Here is a 19,933-nt window from a genome sequence, read left to right on the forward strand (position 1 = left end):
TGCCGCCCCGTACGCTGCCTGCGTGTCGTGGCAGATGAGGACCGTGGGCGCGCTGATGCGCGCCACGCGCAAGCGGCGCTTCGCCGACCCCGACGGCGGCCCGGCGCTGCTCGCGCGGCCCAAGGGGCCCGCTGACCCGCCCGCGTGGCTGCGTCGTCGCTGCGTCGTGGAGACCGACGTCGTGGAGGGCTACGACGTGCACCGGGTGCGGGCGCCCGGGACCGCGCCGGGAGCGCCGGCACTGGTCTACCTGCACGGCGGTGCCTACGTGAGCGAGATCGTGCGCCAGCACTGGTCGCTCGTCGCGGACCTGGCGACCGCGCCGGGACCCGGCGTCGAGGTGGTGGTGCCGATCTACGGGCTGGCGCCGCAGCACCACGCCGCCGACGCGCTGCGCCTGACCGGTGCGGCGCTGGGAGGTCTGCTCGGCGAGGACCGCCCGGTGCACCTCGCCGGCGACTCCGCCGGCGCCGGTCTGGCACTCGCGCTGGCCCTGCACCACCGCCCGGCCGCGCCCGGACTGCTGCGCGGCCTCACCCTGATGGCGCCCTGGCTCGACCTGCGGATGGCCAACCCCGGCATCGACGCCGTCGAGCCGCACGACCCCTGGCTGGCGCGGCCGGCGTTGCACGCCGTGGCCCGGTCCTGGGCCGGCGGGCTGCCGCTCACGGACCCGCGGGTGAGCCCGGTGCTGGCCACCGACGAGGCCCTGGCCGCGCTGCCGCCGGTCGAGCTGTGGGTCGGCACGCGCGACATCACGCTGCCCGACACCCGCCTGCTGGCCGAGCGGCTGCGCGCCGCGGAGGTCGCCGTACGACTGCACGAGGAGCCGGGCGCCATCCACGTCCACCCGCTCCTGCCCGTGCCCGAGGGCCGGGCCGCGCGCCGGGAGCTCGTACGCCGAGCGGTCGGCTCCCTGGCCGTCGCGCCCGCGTAGGACCCGCCTAGAATCCGGGCCGTGAGCACCTTCCCCGCCGAGGTCGTCGAGGCCGTCTGCCGCCACATGAACGACGACCACACCGATGACAGCCTGCTGATCGTGCGCGCCTTCGCGCTGCCCGAGGCGAGTGCCGCCGTGATGACCGGCGCCGACGGCGACAGCGGTCACTTCCGGGCGACCACCCCGGCCGGCGAGCAGGACGTGCGGGTGCCGTGGCCGGGGGCGCCGATCACCGAGCGCGCCGAGATCCGCCGCGAGGTCGTCGCGTTGTACGACGCCGCGTGCGCGCGCCTCGGGGTGGAGCGCCGCCCGGAGCACTGAGCGCCTGCCGCCGCCACGCGCCGACTCGCGCAGGGCTCGCCGGGGCGCGATCGTCCTACACTCATCGGGACCGATCCGGACGTACCCGCCGCCGCGCGGGTCGTGCGACGGATGCGCTGTCCGCCGGACGACGTGCGAGGGGTGGCGCGCCCGCGCCGGCCTCGAGATGCCGGCGCCCGCCGAGGGTCTCGACCCCTACGGCTCGCAAAGGACAGCGCGCATGGACTTCTGGGACGTCTTCTGGCTCATCGTCTGGTCGTTCTTCTTCATCTCCTACCTGATCATCTTGTTCCACATCGTCGTCGACCTCTTCCGCGACCGGGACCTCTCCGGCATCGCCAAGGCGATGTGGGTCCTGGCGCTGCTGGTGCTGCCGGCGCTCACCGCGCTGGTCTACCTGGTCGTGCGGGGCCGAGGCATGGCCGGCCGCGACCGGCAGGCGGCGGAGCAGGCCGCGCAGGCGACCGACAACTACATCCGCTCGGTCGCGGGGACCTCCCCGGCCGAGCAGATCGCCACCGCCAAGCAGCTGCTCGACACCGGCGCGATCACCGAGGAGGAGTACGACGTCCTGAAGTCCCGGGCGCTCGCGGCCGCCTGAGACCCGTCGGCTGCCGGGAGCCGGGGAGAAGCGGTGGAGGGGAAGTCAGGACTGTCCGGACCCGCTGGTAGACAGGTCGCATGAGCGTTTCCCAGGACTCCCCGGCAGCCGCCACCGACGTCCGCCAGCAGGCGGAGGCCCACCTTCGCGCCCTCGTCGGGCGTGAGGACGCGGTGCTGCGCGAGGACCAGTGGTCGGCGATCGAGGAGCTCGCGGTGCACCGGCGCCGCGCGCTGGTCGTGCAGCGCACCGGGTGGGGCAAGTCCGCGGTCTACTTCGTCTCCACGCTGCTGCTGCGCTCGCAGGGCGCCGGGCCCACGGTGATCGTCTCGCCGCTGTTGGCGCTGATGCGCAACCAGATCGCCGCCGCCGAGCGCGCCGGCATCCGCGCGGTGACGATCAACTCCACCAACATCGAAGACTGGGACCCCATCCACGAGGCGGTGCGCGCTGGCGAGGTCGACGTGCTGCTGGTGAGCCCCGAGCGGCTCAACAACCCCGGCTTCCGCGACGAGGTGCTGCCCCGGCTGGCCGCGACCTGCGGCCTGCTGGTGATCGACGAGGCGCACTGCATCTCCGACTGGGGCCACGACTTCCGCCCCGACTACCGCCGCATCCGCACGCTCCTGGGCGACCTGCCCGAGGGCATCCCGGTGCTCGCGACCACCGCCACGGCCAACGAGCGGGTCACCGGCGACGTCGCGGAGCAGCTGGGCAGCGACGTCCTGGTGCTGCGTGGCACCCTCGACCGCGAGTCGCTGCGGATGGCGGTGGTGCGCCTGCGCACCCCCGAGCAACGCCTGGCCTGGCTCGCCGACCACCTGGCCGAGCAGCCGGGCAGCGGCATCGTCTACTGCCTCACCGTCGCGGCCACCCAGGAGATCGCCGACTACCTGCGCAGCCGCGGACACGCGGTCGCGGCGTACTCCGGGCAGACCGACCCCACCGAGCGCAACGCCCTCGAGCAGGACCTCATCCACGGGCGGGTCAAGGCGCTGATCGCCACCAGTGCGCTCGGCATGGGCTTCGACGCGACGCTGGGGTTCGTGGTCAACATGGGCGCCCCGAACTCGCCGGTCGCCTACTACCAGCAGGTCGGCCGCGCGGGCCGCGGCACCGCCGAGGCCACGGTGGTGCTGCTGCCGGCGCCCGAGGACCGCGACATCTGGGCCTACTTCGGCTCCCTGGCCTTTCCGCCCGAGCACCAGGTGCGCCAGACCCTCGAGGTGCTCAGCGACGCCGGTCGCCCGATGAGCACCATCGCCCTGGAGACCTACGTCGAGCTCAGCCGCAACCGGCTGGAGACGATGCTCAAGGTCCTCGACGTCGACGGCGCCGTACGCCGGGTCAAGGGCGGCTGGGAGGCCACCGGGCAGCCGTGGACCTACGACGCCGAGCGCTACCGCCGGGTCGCGGAGGCCCGCGAGCGCGAGCAGCGCGCGATGCTCGACTACATCTCCACCGACCGGTGCCGCATGGAGTTCCTGCGGGCCCAGCTCGACGATCCCGACGCGGCGCCGTGCGGGCGCTGCGACAACTGCGGCGGCTTCACGGTCTCCGCGGAGGTCTCCGAGACCGCTGTCGCCGAGGCGGAGGCGCGGCTCTCGCGCCCCGGCGTGGTGCTCGAGCCGCGCAAGATGTGGCCGACCGCGCTGGCCAACCTCGGCCTGGACTGGAAGGGCAAGATCGCCGACGGCCCCGAGCCCGGCCGGGTGGTGGCCCGGCTCACCGACCTCGGTCACGGGCAGTCGCTGCGCGACCTGTTCCGCGTCGACCCCGAGCAGGGCGCCCACGACGGGCCGGTGCCGGTGCCGCTGGTGCGCGCGGTCGTCGAGGTCCTCGGCGACTGGCGCCCGCGGGTGGACGCGATCGTCCACCTCGACTCCGCCACCCGCCCCGGGCTGGTGCGCGACCTCGCCTCCGGGCTCTCGCGCTACCTGCGGGTCCCGATCGTGGGCCGCTTCGCGATCGCCGAGCCGGCGATCGGCCCGCGCCAGGGGGCGATGAACTCCGCGCAGCGGGTCGCCGCGGTCGCGCGTCGCTACGAGCTCGTGCTGGAGGACCCCACGGTGTTCCAGGGGGCGCTGGCCGGCGGCTCGGTGCTGCTGGTCGACGACCTGGTGGTGACCGGCTGGACGATGACGGTGGCGGGTCGGGCGCTGCGCCAGGCGGGCGCCGGGGCCGTGCACCCGCTGGCGCTCGGCACGGAGTCCTAGGGGGAGTCCTAGGCTCGGTCCATGCGCATCGGCCTCGCCCTCCTGCCCGACGTCCCCTGGGCGGAGGCGCGGCACCGCTGGCGCGCCACCGAGGAGATGGGCTTCGACCACGCCTGGACCTACGACCACCTGGTCTGGGGTGGGCTGCCGGACGCCCGCTGGGGTGGCGCGACCCCGCTGCTCGCCGCGGCCGCGGGCGTGACCTCCACGATCACGCTCGGCAGCCTGGTGTCCTCGCCCAACTTCCGCCACCCCTACCAGCTCTTCCGCGACGCCCAGATGCTCGAGGACGTCTCCGACGGCCGGTTCGTGCTCGGCCTGGGCGCCGGCGGCGACGTCGACTCCCGGGTGCTCGGCGGCGCCCCGATGCGCGTGCGCGAGCGGGTGGACCGCTTCCACGAGTTCGTGGAGGTGCTGACCCGGCTGCGCGAGGGCGACCGGGTCACCACGCGCGGTCGGTGGTTCTCCACCGAGGAGGCGCGCACCGTCGGGGGCCTGGACCGCACGCCGTACCTCCTCGCGGCCAACGGCCCGCGCTCGCTGCGCCTGGCCGCGCGCTCGGGCGACGCTTGGGTGACCACCGGGCCCGGCGGCGGGGTGGACCTCGAGGAGTGGTTCGCCGGCCTGGCGCGGTGCGCGGAGACCTTCACCGCGGCGTTGCACGACGCGGGGCGCGACCCTGCGATGGTGCGCCGCTACGTGATCACCGACGCCTCCCCGCACCTGTCCGACGCGGGCCGCTACGCGCTGTCGAGCGTCGGCTTCTTCACCGACCTGGCCGGACGGCTGGGCGAGCTCGGCTTCACCGACCTGGTCACCCACTGGCCGCGCCCGGACACGACGTACGTCGGCAGCGTCGACGTCCTCGAGACGGTCGCGCGCGACGTGCTGCCCGGTCTGCGCGGCTGAGCCTCACGACCCCGGGAACGCCGCGAGGCGGCCACCCCGCAGGGTGACCGCCTCGTGGCGTCGCTGGTCCGAGCGGACCGAGGGTCGGCTCAGTGGCCGACCATCAGGGTCGGGTCGGCCGGCATCTCCGCCTTGCGACGCGGCAGCAGGAACGCCGGCACCAGGACCACGAGGATCATGATCGTGGCCACCCAGAAGGTGCTGCTGAAGACCCCGGCCAGGTCGGCGAGGGGATTCGGGCCCATCAGGTCGACGTCGTTCTTCACGCCGTTGGTGAGCAGCACCGAGAAGATCGCGGTACCGATCGAGGCGGCGACCTGCTGGATGATGTTGAGCAGCGTCGAGCCGCGCGCGATCGTGGCGCCGCGCAGCGTCTGCAGCGCCGCCGACATGATCGGCATCATCGTGGCGCCCATGCCGAGGCCCTGGATGAACAGCGCCGTGCCGAGGAACCAGTACGACGTGGTGGCGTCGAGGGTGGCGAACAGGCCCATGCCGATGACGATGGTCGTGACGCCGGCCAGCACGATCTTGCCGGGGCCGATCCGGTCGCTGAGCGCGCCGGCGATCGGCATCGTCAGCATCGCGCCGACGCCCTGCGGGGCGAGCAGCAGGCCGGAGGCGAGGGCGGTCTCGCCGCGCACGCTCTGGAAGTACTGCGGGAACAGCAGGCTGGCGCCGAAGAAGGCGATCGCGAACAGCGACATCGCGATCACCGCGACGGTGAGGTTGCGGTTGGCGAAGAGTCGCAGGTCGACCAGGGGGTGCAGGTTGCGGCGGGCGAGCGCCCAGGGCACGAACGCGACGATCAGCACGGTGCCGATGAACGCGGGCACCAGGACCTCGGCGTCCTGGATGGTGCCGGTCTCGGGGATCATCGAGATGCCGTAGAGGAACAGCGCCAGGCCGGGGGAGAGCAGCACCATGCCGACCCAGTCGAAGGACTCCGACGGGGTCGGGTTGTCGGCCGGCAGCACCTTGGCGGAGTAGATCACCGCGGCGAGGCCGATCGGCACGTTGATGAGGAAGATCCAGTGCCAGCTGAGCGAGTCGATGAGCGCACCGCCCACGATCGGGCCGCAGATCGGGCCGAGCAGCATCGGGATGCCCATCACGGCCATCACGCGGCCGATCCGCTCGGGACCGGCGGCGCGGGTCAGGATCGTCATGCCCAGCGGCACGAGCATGCCGCCGCCGAGACCCTGGACCACGCGGAACGCGACGAGCATCTCCAGCGAGGTGGCCGCGGCGCAGAGCGCGGAGCCGGCCGTGAACAGCACGATCGCGGCGAGGTAGAGCCGCTTGGTGCCGAACCGGTCGGAGGCCCAGCCGGTCAGGGGGATCACGCTGGCCAGCGCCAGCGTGTAGGCGGTCATCGTCCAGGCGACCTGCGCGGTGGTGGCGTTGAAGTCCTCCTGGAAGGTCTTCAGGGCCACCGAGACGACGGTGACGTCGAGGATCGACATGATGGCGCCGAGGACGACGACGCCGGCGACCAGCAGGACGCCACGGTCGAGGCGATCGGGCTTGCCGGGCGCGCCGGACGGGGGTTCGAGGGTGGTGTCGGTGCTCACCGTGGGAGGCTACGGGGGCCGTCCGGGGAGGGCGAGGGCTGAGGCCCCGCTCCGGGCATGGGAACTCTCACGCCCGGAACGGGAATAGAACCGGTTTCAGGAAACCAGCGCGCGGACAGCGTCGACCAGCGAGGCGTCGTCGGGCTCCACCCGCGGGGAGAAGCGCGCCACGACGGTGCCGTCGGCGGCGATGAGGAACTTCTCGAAGTTCCAGGCGATGTCGCCGGCCTCGCCCTGCTCGTTGGGCGTGGTGGTGAGCTCGGCGTAGATCGGGTGCCGGCCCTCGCCGTTGACCTCGATCTTCTCGGTCATCGGGAACGTGACGCCGTAGGTCGCCGAGCAGAACTCCGCGATCTCCTCGGGCGAGCCGGGCTCCTGACCCATGAACTGGTTGCACGGCAGGCCGATGACCTGGAACCCGCGGTCGGCGTACTCCTCGTGGAGCTTCTCCAGGCCGGCGTACTGCGGGGTGAGGCCGCACTTGCTCGCGACGTTGACCAGGAGCGCGGGCTGGCCGCCGGTGAGCTCGCCGAGGGTGGTCGGCGTGCCGTCCAGGCGGGCGATCGGGGCGTCGAGGATGCTCATGGGCTCACAGTAGTGAGGTCGCCCCAGGCTGGGGGCGCTGATCGCCCGGATGTCGGTCGCGCCGACTACCGTCGTTCCGGTGAGCTTCGTCCCCGTCACCGGCCCGGCGACCTTCCGCGCCGCCGAGCCGCCCCGGGAGGGAGTCGTCGTCTTCACCGGGGACGACGGCCGCGGTCGCAGCGTCGAGCTGCCGATGCGCGCCGCGCTGCCGGTGCTGACCCGGGCCCACCAGCGCGACGACGCCCACCCCAGCGTGGGACTGCTCGCCGGTGCGGTGCTGCTGGGCATGCGGCTGGTGGCCGCGGGGCGCTTCGAGCCCGCCGACACGGTGCCGCCGAGCTGGCGCCCGGCGCCGCTCGACGAGGCCGACCTCGCCCGGGTGGAGCTGCTGGCCCAGGCCCGCGCGCACGACGGCCTCGACGAGGAGGCGGCCGCCGAGGTGGTGCGCGAGGTGCTCGCGGCGGTCGTGGACGCGATGCCGCGCAGCGCGCCCGAGGCTCCCGCGCGCACCCGCCTCGCCCCGCCCCGGCCGGCGGCCCGTCGTACGCCGCGGCGCCCGGCGGTGCCGGTGCCCGCTCCGGCGGCCGGTGCTCCCGGTGCTGCCGCGCCGGACGACGACGTACCGCTGCCGGCCGGTGAGGACCTCCCGGTCGAGGACTTCCGGGCCCGGCTCCAGGCGCGAATCGCGCGCCACCGCACCCAGACCCCCGACCGGCGTGAGCTGGCCCAGCTGGTGACGCTGTCGCTGAGGGTCGAGGCCGACGAGGAGGAGCTGGTCGGCGGCTCGGTGCGGTTGGTGCTGCAGGTGCAGGACGAGCGCGACCCGCTGCACGTCTGCGACGCCGCGCTGTTGTGGCTGGAGTCAGGGGCCGAGCACGGCTTCGGCGACCGGGCGCGCACCCACGCCATGATCGCGCTGCGCGCCGCCGCCGAGGTGTGGCCGGTGCTCGACCGGTTCCTGACGCTGCGGGTCCCCGACGAGATCACCCTCGACGCCGACGAGATCACCAGCCTGCTCGAGGACGGCGTCGCGGCACTGCGCGAGCGCGGTGTCGACGTGCTCTGGCCGCGCAGCCTGGGGCGCGACCTGACCACGCGCGCCGTGCTCGACCGCGCCCGACCTGCGGGCGGCGGCCCTCGGGCGGACGAGCGGCCGGAGGACCTGCTCAACGACGGGCTGTTCGGCAAGGACGACGCGTTCACCTTCAGCTGGCAGGTCGCGCTGCACGGCGACCCGCTGACCGAGGAGGAGATGGACGAGCTGGCGCGCGCGGCCACCCCGATCCTCAAGCTGCGTGGGAACTGGACGGTGGTCGACCCCGGGGTCGCGCGCCGCGCCCGGCGCCGGCTGCTGCGGCGCGCGAGCGCGGGCGAGGCGATCGCCGCCGCCCTCACCGGGGTGGTCCACCTGCCCGCGGGCGACGACGAGGTCGAGGAGGCCTCGGTCATCGTCGGCGCCAGCCTGGTCGGCATCAGCGAGCGGCTGCGCACGGCTCCGCGGCGCGAGCCGGTCGCACCGCCGGCGGGCCTGCACGCCACCCTGCGCGACTACCAGCTGCAGGGACTCACCTGGCTGGCCGAGCTCAGCTCGCTCGGCGTGGGTGCGTGCCTGGCCGACGACATGGGACTAGGCAAGACGATCACGCTGATCGCGCTGCACCTGCACCGCGCCGAGGAGCGCGGCGGCCCCGGCGGCCCGTCCGGTGCTCTGTCCGGCGGCCCGACGCTGGTCGTCTGCCCGGCGAGCCTGCTCGGCAACTGGGAGGCCGAGATTCACCGGTTCGCGCCGGGGGTGCCGGTGCGGCGCTTCCACGGGGGCGCCCGCACCCTCGACGGGCTCGACGGCGGGTTCGTGCTCACGACGTACGGCACGATGCGGACCTCCGCAGCCGAGCTGGCGGCGGTGCCGTGGGACCTGGTGGTCGCCGACGAGGCCCAGCACATCAAGAACGCCCGCACCTCCACCGCGCGGGCGCTGCGCACGATCGGCTCGACCGCGCGGGTGGCGCTCACCGGCACCCCTGTCGAGAACGACCTCACCGAGCTCTGGTCGATCCTCGACTGGACGACGCCCGGGCTGCTCGGCAGCCGGCTGGCGTTCCGCCGGGCCTGGGCCGCGGGCATCGAGTCGGGCACCGACCCGGCGAAGGCGCGCCGGTTCGCCGAGCTGATCGAGCCGTTCCTGCTGCGCCGGCGCAAGTCCGACCCCGGCATCGCCCCCGAGCTGCCCGCCAAGACCGAGACCGACCACCCGCTGTCGCTGACGCGTGAGCAGGTGGTGCTCTACGAGGCCTTCGTGCGCGACACCCTCGAGCGCGTGGAGCGTGCGGAGGACGAGGCCACCCGCCGCGGCCTGGTGCTGATGCTGCTCACCGGGCTCAAGCAGATCTGCAACCACCCGGCGCACTTCCTCAAGCAGTCCGGGGCGGTGCGCCTCGCCGGGCGCTCGGAAAAGCTCGACCTGCTCGACGAGCTGGTCGAGACGGTGGTGGCGGAGGACGGCGCGGTGCTGGTCTTCACCCAGTACGTCGCGATGGCCCGCCTCCTCGAGGCCCACCTGACCCGCACCGGCGTGGTCCACCAGCTGTTGCACGGCGGTACCCCGGTGCGCGAGCGCGAGGCGATGGTGAAGCGGTTCCAGGCCGGGGAGGTGCCGGTGTTCCTGCTGTCGCTGAAGGCCGGCGGCACCGGGCTCAACCTCACCCGCGCCGACCACGTGGTGCACCTGGACCGCTGGTGGAACCCCGCGGTGGAGGACCAGGCGACCGACCGCGCCTATCGGATCGGGCAGACCAAGCCGGTGCAGGTGCACCGGATGGTCACCGTCGGCACCATCGAGGAGCGGATCGGCGAGCTGCTGGCGCGCAAGAAGTCGCTGGCCGATTCGGTGCTCGGCAACGGCGAGGCCGCGCTCACCGAGCTCACCGACGCCGAGCTGCGCGACTTCGTGACGCTGCGGCGCGACCCGTGAGCGACGGCGCCGTCACCCACCGCCGGCTGCCCGCCCGCCGCGGCGGCCTGCGGTCGCGCAGCTGGTGGGCGCGGGCGTGGCTGCGCGCGGTCGAGGAAGCGGCGTACACCCCCGAGGACCTGGTCGCCGGCCGGGCCGTGGCGCGCTCGGGGCGGGTCGGGCGGATCACCGTGGAGTCCGGCGGGTTCCTGGCCGCGGTCGAGGACGAGGGCGAGGCCTGGACAGTGGTGGGCGCGGTGCCGGTGCTCGACCGCGCGGGCGCCGAGGCGTTCGTGGAGACCGTCGCCGCGGAGTCCGGCCGGGTCGCCGCGCTGCTGGCCGGCGACCTCCCGCACGCGCTGGTCGAGCACGCCGAGGAGGCCGGCGTCGAGCTGTTGCCGTACGGCGGGGAGCTGGGCGCCACCTGCACCTGCGCGGCGTGGACCGACCCGTGCCCGCACGCCCTGGGGGTGCTGCTCCAGTTGGGTCAGCTGCTCGACGAGGACCCGTTCGTGTTGCTGCACCTGCGCGGCCTGCCCCGCGACGGCCTGCTCGCCCGGCTGCACGCGCTCAGCACCGGCACCGAGCCCGAGCCGTCCGCCGCTGAGCACGACCCCGCCGAGCACGACCTCGACGCGGGCATCGACGCTGTCGAGCGCGCCCGCCGGGTCCTGGAGATCCTCGAGCAGGACCCCACCCACGGCATCGAGCACCTCCTCTGACCCACCCCCCTTTTCGCCGAGTCGGCGCCAATGGCGTGCCCAGTCGGCCCCCATGGTGCGCCGACTCGGCGCCAATGGTGCGCCGAGATGGCTGACTCGCGCCGCCATTAGCGCCGACTCGGGCAACCACGCGCGCCGACTCGGGCAACCACGCGCGCCGACTCGGGCAACCACGCGCGCCGACTCGGGCAACCACGCGCGCCGACTCGGGCAACCACACGCGCCGACTCGGCGCTAGCGTGCGCGTCATGTCTCGGACCCGGCCCCGTGCCCTGGCGTTGACGGCGCCGCTGCTGGCGATCCCGTTGCTCGCGGGCTGTGGGCTGCTCGACCCGCCGGTGCTGAGCGCCGGCGGGTTCGGGGGGACGATGGTGTCGGACGGGCGTACGAGCTGGTTCGGCACCCACCTGTGCCTCGAGGACGGCGAGGCGGAGGTCACCGTCGAGGCGGTGAGACCGCGCGGAGTGAGCGAGGACCTCGTGGAGGACTTCGACGCGCGCATCGCGTGGGCACCGCTGGCGCCCGCGCAGACCCTCAGCGGTCACCGGGGCCGCCTGCCCACCGGCTTCGAGGCGGCGGCCGGCGCCAGCGGTCCGATCGGGGAGTGCGGCGACCAGGAGAGCTATGCCTGGATGGTTCTCGGATTCCCCGATGCGGACGAGCCGATCGAGGTGACCGGCCTGGATCTCGAGTACGCCGTGGACGGCGACACCGCTTCCTCCCAGGTCGGCCTGACCTGGGTGCAGTGCCCGATCTGGGCTCGGCTCGGGCAGGGGGAGAAGGACTGCGTCCGGCTCAACCGGATGGGTTCCTGAGCGCCGCCAGCGCCATCGAGGTCAGCAGCTCGTGCATCGCCTCGTCGGGCAGCAGCCCGCTGTGCGGGGTGGAGTTCAGCAGGCCGAACGTGGCGTGCGCGGTCGCCCGGGCCCGGTCCAGGTCGAGCCCGGGGTGAAGGTTGCGCAGCTGCGCGGCCCACAGGTCGACGTACGCGCGCTGCAGCGAGCGGACCTGCTCCCGGGCGTCGGGGGGCAGCGAGGACCAGTCGCGGTCCTGCACGACGATCAGCGCGCGGTGGCGCAGCGCGAAGTCGGCGTGCCAGTCCACCAGGCGCACCAGCGCGTCGTCGGCGTCGCTCGCCGCGGCCACCAGGTCGCGCCCGACCGTGAGCAGCTCCTCGCTGATCGAGACCAGCATCTCGGCGAGCATCGCGTCCTTGGAGGCGAAGTGCTTGTAGAGCGCCGGACCCGAGATGCCGCAGGCCTTGCCCAGGTCGGTGACCGGTACGCCGTGGAAGCCGCGGGCGGCGAACAGCTCCGCGGCGGTGGCGAGGATCTGCTCGCGGCGCGTCGGGGTGCTGCTCATCCCCGCACGGTAACGCCCGCGCCGCCGCCCGCCGCGGCCGGCTCAGTCGAGGCGGGCGAGGCGGGCGAGGCGGAGGAGCCTCACTCCAGGAACGCCGCGATCCGCTCGTGGTAGCCGGGCGGCTCCAGCAGGAACGAGTCGTGCCCGAACGGCGAGGAGAGCTCGGCCAGGTCGACCTTGACGCCGCAGCGCTCCAGCCCGGCCGCGAGCGCGCGGGACTGGGCGGTGTCGAAGCGCCAGTCGGAGTCGAAGCTGGTCACCTGGAAGCGGGTCCGGGTGGCGCGCAGCCGCTCCTCGGTCCACGGGTCGGCGAACGGGTCGAAGTAGTCCAGCAGCCGGGTGAGATAGAGGTAGGACAGCGCGTCGAAGCGGTCCAGGAACGTCTCGCCCTGGTGCTGCAGGTAGCGCTCGACGGCGAAGTCGGGGCCCAGGCGCCAGTCGTCGCCGGTGCTCTCGCGGCGGTGCCCGAACTTCGTCTCCAGCGAGGCGTTGGAGACGTAGGTGATGTGGGCCATCATCCGCGCGACCTTCTGGCCCAGCCGCGGGACGGTGCCGTGCTCGATGTAGCGGCCGTCGTGGAACTCCGGGTCGTTCATGATCGCCTCGCGCGCCACCGAGGAGAACGCGATGTTCTCCGGCGTCAGCCGCGAGGACGCCGCCACCACCACCGCGCGGTCGATCTGCTCCGGGGCGTCGATGGCCCACTGGAGCACCTGCATGCCGCCCAGCGAGCCGCCGACCGCGGCGTACAGCTGCTCGATCTCGAGGTGCGCGAGCAACCGGCGGTGCACCGCGACCAGGTCGCTCATGTGCAGCAGCGGGAAGTCCAAGAAGTACGGCGTGCCGGTGGCCGGGTTGCGCGAGAGCGGGCCGGTCGTGCCCGAGCAGCCGCCGAGCAGGTTGGCCGAGACCACGAAGAAGCGGTCGGTGTCGACGGCCTTGCCCGGGCCGATCAGGTTGTCCCACCAGCCGCGCTTCTTGGCACCGAGGTGCAGCCCGGCGGCGTGCGCGTCGCCGGTGAGGGCATGGCAGACCATCACCGCGTTGTCCCGGGCGGGGGACAACCGGCCGTAGGTCTCGAAGGCGACCTCGACCTCGTCGAGGCGGCCACCGCCGCGCAGGTGCAGCGGGTCGTCCTCGGTGGCGAGGACGACCCGCTGCTGCTCGACGTAGCCGAGCGATCCGGTCACTTGCTGGCGGCCAGCGCCTGCTCGAGGTCGGCGATCAGGTCCTCGACGTTCTCGATGCCGATGGACAGGCGGACCATGTCCTCGGGCACGCCGGCGGCCTGGAGCTCCTCGGGGGTGAGCTGGCTGTGGGTGGTCGTCGCGTTGTGGATCGCCAGCGACTTGGCGTCACCGATGTTGGCCAGGTGGCTGAAGAGCCCCAGCGCCTCGATGAAGCGGGTGCCGCCCTCGCGCCCGGACTTCAGCCCGAAGCTGAGCAGGCCGCCGTACCCCTTGCCGGTGAAGGTGCGGTCCGCGACCTCCTTGTACGGCGAGTCCGCCAGGCCGGGGTAGGAGACCCAGGAGACCGCGTCGTGGTCGCTGAGGTACTGCGCGACGGTGAGCGCGTTGGAGCTGTGGCGCTCCATGCGCAGGTGGAGGGTCTCCAGGCCCTGGAGGAAGAGCCAGTTGTTCATCGGCGTCGAGGCGGCGCCGGTGTTGCGCAGCAGCACCGTGCGCGCCCGGATGATGTAGGCCAGGTTGCCGACCGCCTCGGTCCACACGACGCCGTGGTAGGCCCCGTCGGGCTGGGTCAGGCCGGGGAAGCGCTCGGCGTGCGCGGCCCAGTCGAAGCTGCCGGCGTCGACGATGACGCCGCCGATCGAGGTGCCGTGGCCGCCGATGTACTTGGTGGCGGAGTGCACCGCGACGTCCGCGCCGAGGTCGAAGACCCGGGAGAGGTACGGCGTGGGGGCGGTGTTGTCCACGATCAGCGGCAGGCCCTGGGCGTGGGCGGCGTCGGCCCAGGCGCGGACGTCGACGACGTTGATCTTGGGGTTGCCGACGGTCTCGGCGAAGACCAGCTTGGTCTTCTCATCGACGGCGGCGGCGAGCTCCTCGGGCTTCTCGGGGTCGACGAAGCGGACCTCGATGCCGAACTGCGGGAGCGTGTGCGCGAACAGCGCGTAGGTGCCGCCGTAGAGCGTGGAGAGCGCAACGATGTTGTCGCCGGTGTAGGTCAGGTTCAGCACGGCGTAGGTGATCGCCGCGGAGCCGGACGCCGTCGCGAGCGCCCCCACGCCGCCCTCGAGCTGCGCCATCCGCTCCTCGAACACCGACTGGGTCGGGTTCATGATGCGGGTGTAGATGTTGCCCGGCTCGGCCAGCGAGAACAGGTTCGCGGCGTGCTCGGTGTCGTTGAAGACGTACGACGTGGTCTGGTAGATCGGCACGGCCCGGGCGTTGGTCGTCGGGTCGGCGACCTCCTGGCCTGCATGGACGGCGAGAGTCTCGGGGCGGTAGGTCATGGCAGCTCCTGGTCGACTGTGGGAGGGGGCTCCGGTGCCGGTGGGGCACCCGTGCGCACCTCGGTCCGGCACCAGCCTAAAGTAGAGCAAAATGGTGGACTTTAGGGGTTCCGCTGGGTGAGCGGTCTGCACCGGTGCGCTCGTCCCGGCGCCTGAGATTGCGCGGCGAGGGAGGGCGTGGAGGGGAAAGGCTGGGGCGGTGCGACGAGCCTTCCTGCTGACCACCGTCCTCTATGCCGCGTCGATAGGGGTCGCCGCCGCCGTGCTGCCCGAGCGGGTGCCGCTGCACTTCACCGGCTCGGGGGAGCCCGACCGATGGGGCTCGCGGACCGAGGCGGTGCTCACCTTCGGGCTGATCGGCGCGGGGTTGGCGCTGCTCCTGGGCGGCTCGGCCGCGCTGATGGGTCGGCTGCCGCTGCGCTCCGGGATCGTGAACCTCCCGCACAAGGAGTGGTGGCTCGCCACCCCCGAGCGCGAGGCGGAGGCGCGGCGCCGGCTGCGCACGGACATGTACGGCCTGGGCGCCGTGACGATGGCGTTCCTGGTGGGGGTGCTGGGCGTGACGGTGGCGACCGCCCGCAGCGACGACCCGAGCCTGGGCTGGCCGTTCATGGTGGCCGTCGGCGCCTGCGTCGTCGGGGTGGTGCTCTGGGCGATCTGGGTGAGCGTGGTCCGCTACCGCCCGGTCGAGCGCATGTGAGCTGAGGCCCGGTCAGCTGCCGCCGGGGAGTCCGGCCCAGGGGTCCTCGCGCCGGAAGGCCGTCGGGAGGTGCAGGGCGACCCCGTCCTCGGCGGCCAGCCGGCCGAGCGCGGCCATCGTCACGTCGAGGTCGTCCCCGGCGTACGGCAGGGCGCGCAGCGGGTGCCCCAGGGAGCGGAAGAAGTCGTCCCAGTGGGTCAGCACCACGCGGCGCGCGCCGACCGCGCGGACCGTCTCGGTCCAGTAGTCCTCGAGGTAGCGCTCCGGCTGCACGCCCAGCTGGCCCACGCCGAGGTAGGCGACCTCGGCGCGGTGACCGGCCAGCGCGCCCGGGACGAACCCGGCGCTGCCCTGCACCAGTGCGGTGCGACCACTCGCGTGGGCCACCAGGAGCGACCACGCCTCGCCGCAGCGGTACGCCGTCGCCCGCACCGGCGGCACGACCGGCGCGGTGATCGCCCCGGGGAAGCGGTCCGGCGGGCAGTGCGCGGACTCCACCCAGGTCAGCGTGAAGGCGCCCCAGCCGTGCGGCCGGCCCGGCGTCACCCGGTGCAGCCGGTCCTGCGGCAGGCCGCCGCCGAGCCCGACGTACGCCGCGCTCGCGCCGCCGGCCAGGACCGCTCCGGTGCGCTGCGCGACGACCGCGGAGTCGAGGGCGTGGTCGATGTGGGTGTGGACGGGCGCGACCACCGCGAGCCGGTCCACCCCGAGCCGGGCCAGGGCGGCGTCGATGCGCCGGGGGTCCGGCGCCACCCGCCCCACCCCGACACGCAGCAGCCCGGGCCGGCTGAAGTAGCCGTCGGTCAGCAGCGCGGTCTCCCCGTCGTCGATCAGCAGCGTGGACACCCCCGCGAAGGTCACCACCGGCCACCCGCCCGGCTCGCCTGACGCGCCGCCCGCGGGCGGGACGTCGAAGCGCGCGGCGTACCGCTGCAGGTCGGGGCGTCCGGGCTTCAGTCGCATGGTCGAGGACCGTACGCCGACTCGCGGAGGAGTGGGGGTCGACCGCGAGGTTAACGTTCGCTAACCTCGCGGGGTGACCGACGACGCACGGCCCGACCTGCGGGCGCTCACCGACCAGCTGCGCGAGCGGCTCGCGACCGCCCGGCGCGGCGGGTCCCAGGCGGCCCGCGACAAGCACACCGCGCGCGGCAAGCTGCTGGTGCGCGAGCGGGTGGACCGGCTGCTCGACCCGGGCAGCCCGTTCCTGGAGATCGCCCCGCTCGCGGCGTACGGCATGTACGGCGCGGAGGGTGAGGAGCACGCGGTGCCCTCGGCCGGCGTGGTCGCGGGGATCGGCCGGGTGTCGGGACGCACCTGCCTGGTGGTCGCCAACGACGCGACGGTGAAGGGCGGCACCTACTACCCGCTCACGGTCAAGAAGCACCTGCGCGCGCAGACGATCGCGCTCGAGAACAACCTGCCGTGCCTCTACCTCGTCGACTCCGGCGGCGCGTTCCTGCCGATGCAGGACGAGGTCTTCCCCGACCGCGAGCACTTCGGGCGGATCTTCTTCCACCAGGCCCAGCTCTCGGCGCGCGGCATCCCGCAGGTCGCCGCGGTGATGGGCTCGTGCACCGCGGGCGGCGCCTACGTGCCGGCCATGAGCGACGAGACCGTCATCGTGCGCAACCAGGGCACGATCTTCCTCGGCGGACCGCCGCTGGTGAAGGCAGCGACCGGCGAGGTCGTCACCGCCGAGGAGCTCGGCGGGGGAGAGGTGCACGCCCGCACCTCCGGGGTGGTCGACCACCTCGCCGAGGACGACGCCCACGCGCTCGCGATCCTGCGCGGGATCGCGGAGACCTTCCCGGCCCCGGCCACCACGCCGTGGGAGGTGCGCCCGGTCGAGGAGCCCGCCGAGGACCCCACGACGCTGTACGACGTGGTGCCGACCGACCCGCGCACGCCGTACGACGTGCGCGAGGTGATCCGCCGGGTGGTGGACGGCAGCCGGTTCTCGGAGTTCAAGCAGCTCTACGGCGAGACCCTGGTCTGCGCGTTCGCGCACGTGTGGGGCCACCCGGTCGGGATCATCGCCAACAACGGCGTGCTGTTCAGCGAGTCCGCGCTCAAGGGCGCGCACTTCGTCGAGCTGTGCAACCAGCGCGGCATCCCGCTGGTCTTCCTGCAGAACATCTCCGGCTTCATGGTCGGGCGCGAGTACGAGAACCGCGGGATCGCCCGCGACGGCGCCAAGCTGGTCACCGCCGTCGCGTGCAGCGTGGTCCCCAAGCTCACCGTCGTCATCGGGGGCTCCTTCGGCGCCGGCAACTACGGCATGGCCGGGCGCGCCTACGACCCGCGCTTCTTGTGGATGTGGCCCAACGCCCGGATCTCGGTGATGGGCGGCGAGCAGGCCGCCTCGGTGCTGGCCACCGTGCGCCGCGACGGCCTGGAGGCCCGCGGGGAGGAGTGGCCGGTCGAGGCCGAGGAGGCGTTCAAGGCCCCGATCCGCGAGCAGTACGACGAGCAGGGCTCGGCGTACTACTCCACCGCCCGGCTCTGGGACGACGGCATCATCGACCCCGCCGACACCCGCCGGGTGCTCGGCCTCGCCCTGGCGACGACCGCGCACGCCCCGGTCCCGGCGCCCTCCTACGGCATCTTCCGGATGTGAGCAGATGAGGACCTTGACCCGCCGAGCCGCGCCGATCCGCACCCTGCTTATCGCCAACCGCGGCGAGATCGCGCTGCGCGTCATGCGCACCGCGCGCGCCCTCGGGATCCGCACCGTCGCGATCTTCACCGACCTCGACGTCGAGGCGCCGCACGTGCGCGCGGCCACCGACGCGGTCCGGGTGAGCAGCTACCTCGACGTCGACGCGGTCGTGAGCGCGGCTCGGGTCAGCGGCGCCGACGCCGTGCACCCCGGCTACGGCTTCCTCTCCGAGCGCGCCGAGCTGGCCCGCGCCCTCGACGCCGCCGGGATCCGCCTGGTCGGCCCGAGCGCAGAGGTCATCGACCTGATGGGCCGCAAGGACGCCGCCCGCGAGGTCGCGCTCGCCGCGGGCGTCCCGGTCGTCCCCCAGGGCGAGCCGGGCAGCCCCGGCGGTTACCCGGTCCTGGTCAAGGCCGCCTCGGGCGGCGGCGGCAAGGGCATGCGGATCGTCCGCACCCCCGAGGAGTACGACGCCGCGGTGGCCGCCGCGAAGCGCGAGGCGCTGGCGGCGTTCGGCGACGACACCCTGCTGGTGGAGCGGTACGTCGAGCACGGCCGGCACCTGGAGGTGCAGGTCCTCGCCGACGCGCACGGGAACGTGCTCCACCTCTTCGAGCGCGACTGCTCCACCCAGCGCCGGCACCAGAAGGTGCTGGAGGAGGCCCCCGGGCCGACCGTCGACCCGTTCCTGCGGCACCGGCTGACCACGGCGGCCGTCGAGCTGGCCCGCCAGGTCGGCTACGTCGGCGCCGGCACCGTGGAGTTCCTCCTCGACGCCGACACCGGCGAGTTCTACTTCCTGGAGATGAACACCCGGCTCCAGGTCGAGCACCCGGTCACCGAGGCGGTCACCGGGATCGACCTGGTCGCAATGCAGCTGCGGGTCGCGTCCGGGGAGGAGCTGGACTACACCCAGGACCAGTTCGTGATGGGCATCCACGGCCACGCCATCGAGGCCCGGGTGTACGCCGAGGACGCGTTCGGCGGCTTCCTGCCGCAGGCCGGCACCGCCTCGATCGTGCGCTGGCCCGGCCCGCCGGAGGCGGAGACCTCCGCGGAGGCCACGACCGTCCGGGTGCACCACGCGCTGGAGAGCGGGCAGGTGGTCTCCACGGCGTACGACCCGATGCTCGGCAAGGTGATCGTGCACGGGCCGGACCGCGAGTCGGCCCGCCTCGCGCTCCTCGACGCCCTGGCCGGCACGGCGGTCCTGGGGCTCACCACCAACACCGGCTTCCTGCATGCCCTGGTCGCGAGCGAGGAGTTCCGCGACGCGACCATCGACACCGCCTGGCTGGACACCGCCGAGGTCCCCGCGCCCTCGCCCGACCTGCCCCGGGTGATGGCGGCCTGGGTGGCCGCGATGCTGATCGCCGGCGAGGCGGACGCGGATGGGCTGGCCGACCCGTTCCGGGCCGACGGCTGGCGTTCGGCCGGCGAGCCCGCCCCGGTGCGGATCGAGCTGGACCGCCCGGTGCTCGTGGACCGGGCCCGCGGCACCGTCGACCGCGTACCCGTCCAGCAGCACTCGGCCGCCGACCACGTCCTGGTGCTCAGCATCGACGGGCGCCGGCACCGTGCGGTGGTCGACGTGCAGCCGCACCTCGCCGAGGTCGTCCACCTCGGCCAGCGCTTCGTGTTCCGCCGTCCCGACGTCCTCGCCGACCACGGGCCGGTCGTCGGCGACGGCACCGTCCTCGCCCCGATGCCCGGCACCGTGCTCGAGGTGAGCGTCGCGATCGGCGACGAGGTCGCCGAGGGCCAGGCACTGGGCATGATGGAGGCGATGAAGATGGAGCTGACCCTGCGCGCGCCGTTCGCCGGCACCCTTGCCGCGGTCGACGCGGTCGCCGGCGCGCAGGTCCCGCTCGGGACAGCGTTGTTCCACGTGGAACCAGCGGGACAGGAGTGACACACC

General features: G+C 73.7%; 17 protein-coding genes. 11 read left to right on the forward strand and 6 right to left on the reverse strand.

Annotation, left to right across the window (positions count from 1 at the left end; genetic code table 11):
* Positions 1-22: 22 nt before the first annotated feature.
* The 5 genes from GFH29_RS00285 (at position 23) to GFH29_RS00305 (ending at position 4,987) form a co-directional block, all read left to right on the forward strand.
* The gene (locus GFH29_RS00285) at positions 23-937 is read left to right on the forward strand and encodes an alpha/beta hydrolase fold domain-containing protein (RefSeq protein WP_228387665.1); all 915 of its coding nucleotides are present in this window, start codon (positions 23-25) and stop codon (positions 935-937) included.
* A gap of 21 nt (positions 938-958) precedes the next feature.
* Complete coding sequence (locus GFH29_RS00290) at positions 959-1,261, forward strand: DUF2470 domain-containing protein (protein WP_153321520.1); 303 nt, start codon at positions 959-961, stop codon at positions 1,259-1,261.
* 220 nt (positions 1,262-1,481) lie between these two features.
* Positions 1,482-1,862: an SHOCT domain-containing protein gene (locus tag GFH29_RS00295; RefSeq protein WP_153321521.1), complete on the forward strand. Its 381-nt coding sequence runs from the start codon at positions 1,482-1,484 to the stop codon at positions 1,860-1,862.
* An 80-nt stretch (positions 1,863-1,942) separates the two neighbouring features.
* A complete protein-coding gene (locus GFH29_RS00300; RefSeq protein WP_153321522.1) occupies positions 1,943-4,078 on the forward strand; it encodes a RecQ family ATP-dependent DNA helicase in 2,136 nt (711 codons plus the stop codon).
* 21 nt (positions 4,079-4,099) lie between these two features.
* A complete protein-coding gene (locus GFH29_RS00305; RefSeq protein WP_153321523.1) occupies positions 4,100-4,987 on the forward strand; it encodes an LLM class flavin-dependent oxidoreductase in 888 nt (295 codons plus the stop codon).
* Positions 4,988-5,076: 89 nt separating this feature from the next.
* Here GFH29_RS00305 and GFH29_RS00310 read toward each other — a convergent pair whose 3' ends face one another.
* A complete protein-coding gene (locus GFH29_RS00310; protein WP_153321524.1) occupies positions 5,077-6,561 on the reverse strand; it encodes a DHA2 family efflux MFS transporter permease subunit in 1,485 nt (494 codons plus the stop codon).
* Between the two features lie 96 nt (positions 6,562-6,657).
* Positions 6,658-7,146, reverse strand: coding sequence for a glutathione peroxidase (locus GFH29_RS00315; protein ID WP_153321525.1), 489 nt, complete (start codon positions 7,144-7,146; stop codon positions 6,658-6,660).
* Positions 7,147-7,225: 79 nt separating this feature from the next.
* Between GFH29_RS00315 and GFH29_RS00320 the strand changes: the two genes are divergently transcribed.
* The 3 genes from GFH29_RS00320 (at position 7,226) to GFH29_RS00330 (ending at position 11,633) form a co-directional block, all read left to right on the forward strand.
* Positions 7,226-10,117, forward strand: coding sequence for a DEAD/DEAH box helicase (locus GFH29_RS00320; protein ID WP_228387666.1), 2,892 nt, complete (start codon positions 7,226-7,228; stop codon positions 10,115-10,117).
* Positions 10,114-10,818, forward strand: a complete 705-nt coding sequence (locus GFH29_RS00325; protein ID WP_153321527.1) for an SWIM zinc finger family protein — start codon at positions 10,114-10,116, stop codon at positions 10,816-10,818. Before GFH29_RS00320 ends, GFH29_RS00325 begins: the two co-directional genes overlap by 4 nt.
* A 248-nt stretch (positions 10,819-11,066) precedes the next feature.
* Positions 11,067-11,633, forward strand: a complete 567-nt coding sequence (locus GFH29_RS00330; RefSeq protein ID WP_153321528.1) for a hypothetical protein — start codon at positions 11,067-11,069, stop codon at positions 11,631-11,633.
* On the opposite strand, the gene GFH29_RS00335 is transcribed toward GFH29_RS00330, so the two are convergent.
* The 3 genes from GFH29_RS00335 to GFH29_RS00345 form a co-directional block, all read right to left on the reverse strand.
* Positions 11,614-12,180 (reverse strand): TetR/AcrR family transcriptional regulator, encoded by a 567-nt coding sequence (locus GFH29_RS00335; protein ID WP_153321529.1) that lies wholly within the window; start codon positions 12,178-12,180, stop codon positions 11,614-11,616. The two genes, GFH29_RS00330 and GFH29_RS00335, sit on opposite strands and share 20 nt — an antisense overlap.
* A gap of 80 nt (positions 12,181-12,260) precedes the next feature.
* Positions 12,261-13,370: a homoserine O-acetyltransferase MetX gene (metX, locus tag GFH29_RS00340; RefSeq protein ID WP_153321530.1), complete on the reverse strand. Its 1,110-nt coding sequence runs from the start codon at positions 13,368-13,370 to the stop codon at positions 12,261-12,263.
* Positions 13,367-14,653 (reverse strand): O-acetylhomoserine aminocarboxypropyltransferase/cysteine synthase family protein, encoded by a 1,287-nt coding sequence (locus tag GFH29_RS00345; RefSeq protein WP_153321531.1) that lies wholly within the window; start codon positions 14,651-14,653, stop codon positions 13,367-13,369. The genes metX and GFH29_RS00345 overlap by 4 nt, the downstream gene beginning before the upstream one ends.
* A gap of 199 nt (positions 14,654-14,852) precedes the next feature.
* On the opposite strand from GFH29_RS00345, the gene GFH29_RS00350 reads away from it, so the two are divergent.
* Positions 14,853-15,353, forward strand: a complete 501-nt coding sequence (locus tag GFH29_RS00350; RefSeq protein WP_153337627.1) for a DUF1648 domain-containing protein — start codon at positions 14,853-14,855, stop codon at positions 15,351-15,353.
* Positions 15,354-15,365: 12 nt separating this feature from the next.
* Here the strand turns inward: GFH29_RS00350 and GFH29_RS00355 are convergent, their stop codons facing one another.
* Positions 15,366-16,316 carry an MBL fold metallo-hydrolase gene (locus GFH29_RS00355; protein ID WP_153321533.1) on the reverse strand — a complete coding sequence of 317 codons (951 nt, stop codon included), beginning with the start codon at positions 16,314-16,316 and terminating at the stop codon, positions 15,366-15,368.
* A gap of 73 nt (positions 16,317-16,389) precedes the next feature.
* Here GFH29_RS00355 and GFH29_RS00360 point away from each other — a divergent pair, with 73 nt between their 5' ends.
* Both GFH29_RS00360 and GFH29_RS00365 read left to right on the forward strand, forming a co-directional pair.
* The gene (locus GFH29_RS00360; RefSeq protein WP_153321534.1) at positions 16,390-17,973 is read left to right on the forward strand and encodes a carboxyl transferase domain-containing protein; all 1,584 of its coding nucleotides are present in this window, start codon (positions 16,390-16,392) and stop codon (positions 17,971-17,973) included.
* 4 nt (positions 17,974-17,977) lie between these two features.
* Positions 17,978-19,927: an acetyl/propionyl/methylcrotonyl-CoA carboxylase subunit alpha gene (locus GFH29_RS00365; RefSeq protein WP_153321535.1), complete on the forward strand. Its 1,950-nt coding sequence runs from the start codon at positions 17,978-17,980 to the stop codon at positions 19,925-19,927.
* Positions 19,928-19,933: the final 6 nt, after the last annotated feature.

It is taken from the genome of Nocardioides sp. dk884 (genome assembly GCF_009557055.1).
In the GTDB taxonomy this organism is placed as follows: domain Bacteria; phylum Actinomycetota; class Actinomycetes; order Propionibacteriales; family Nocardioidaceae; genus Nocardioides.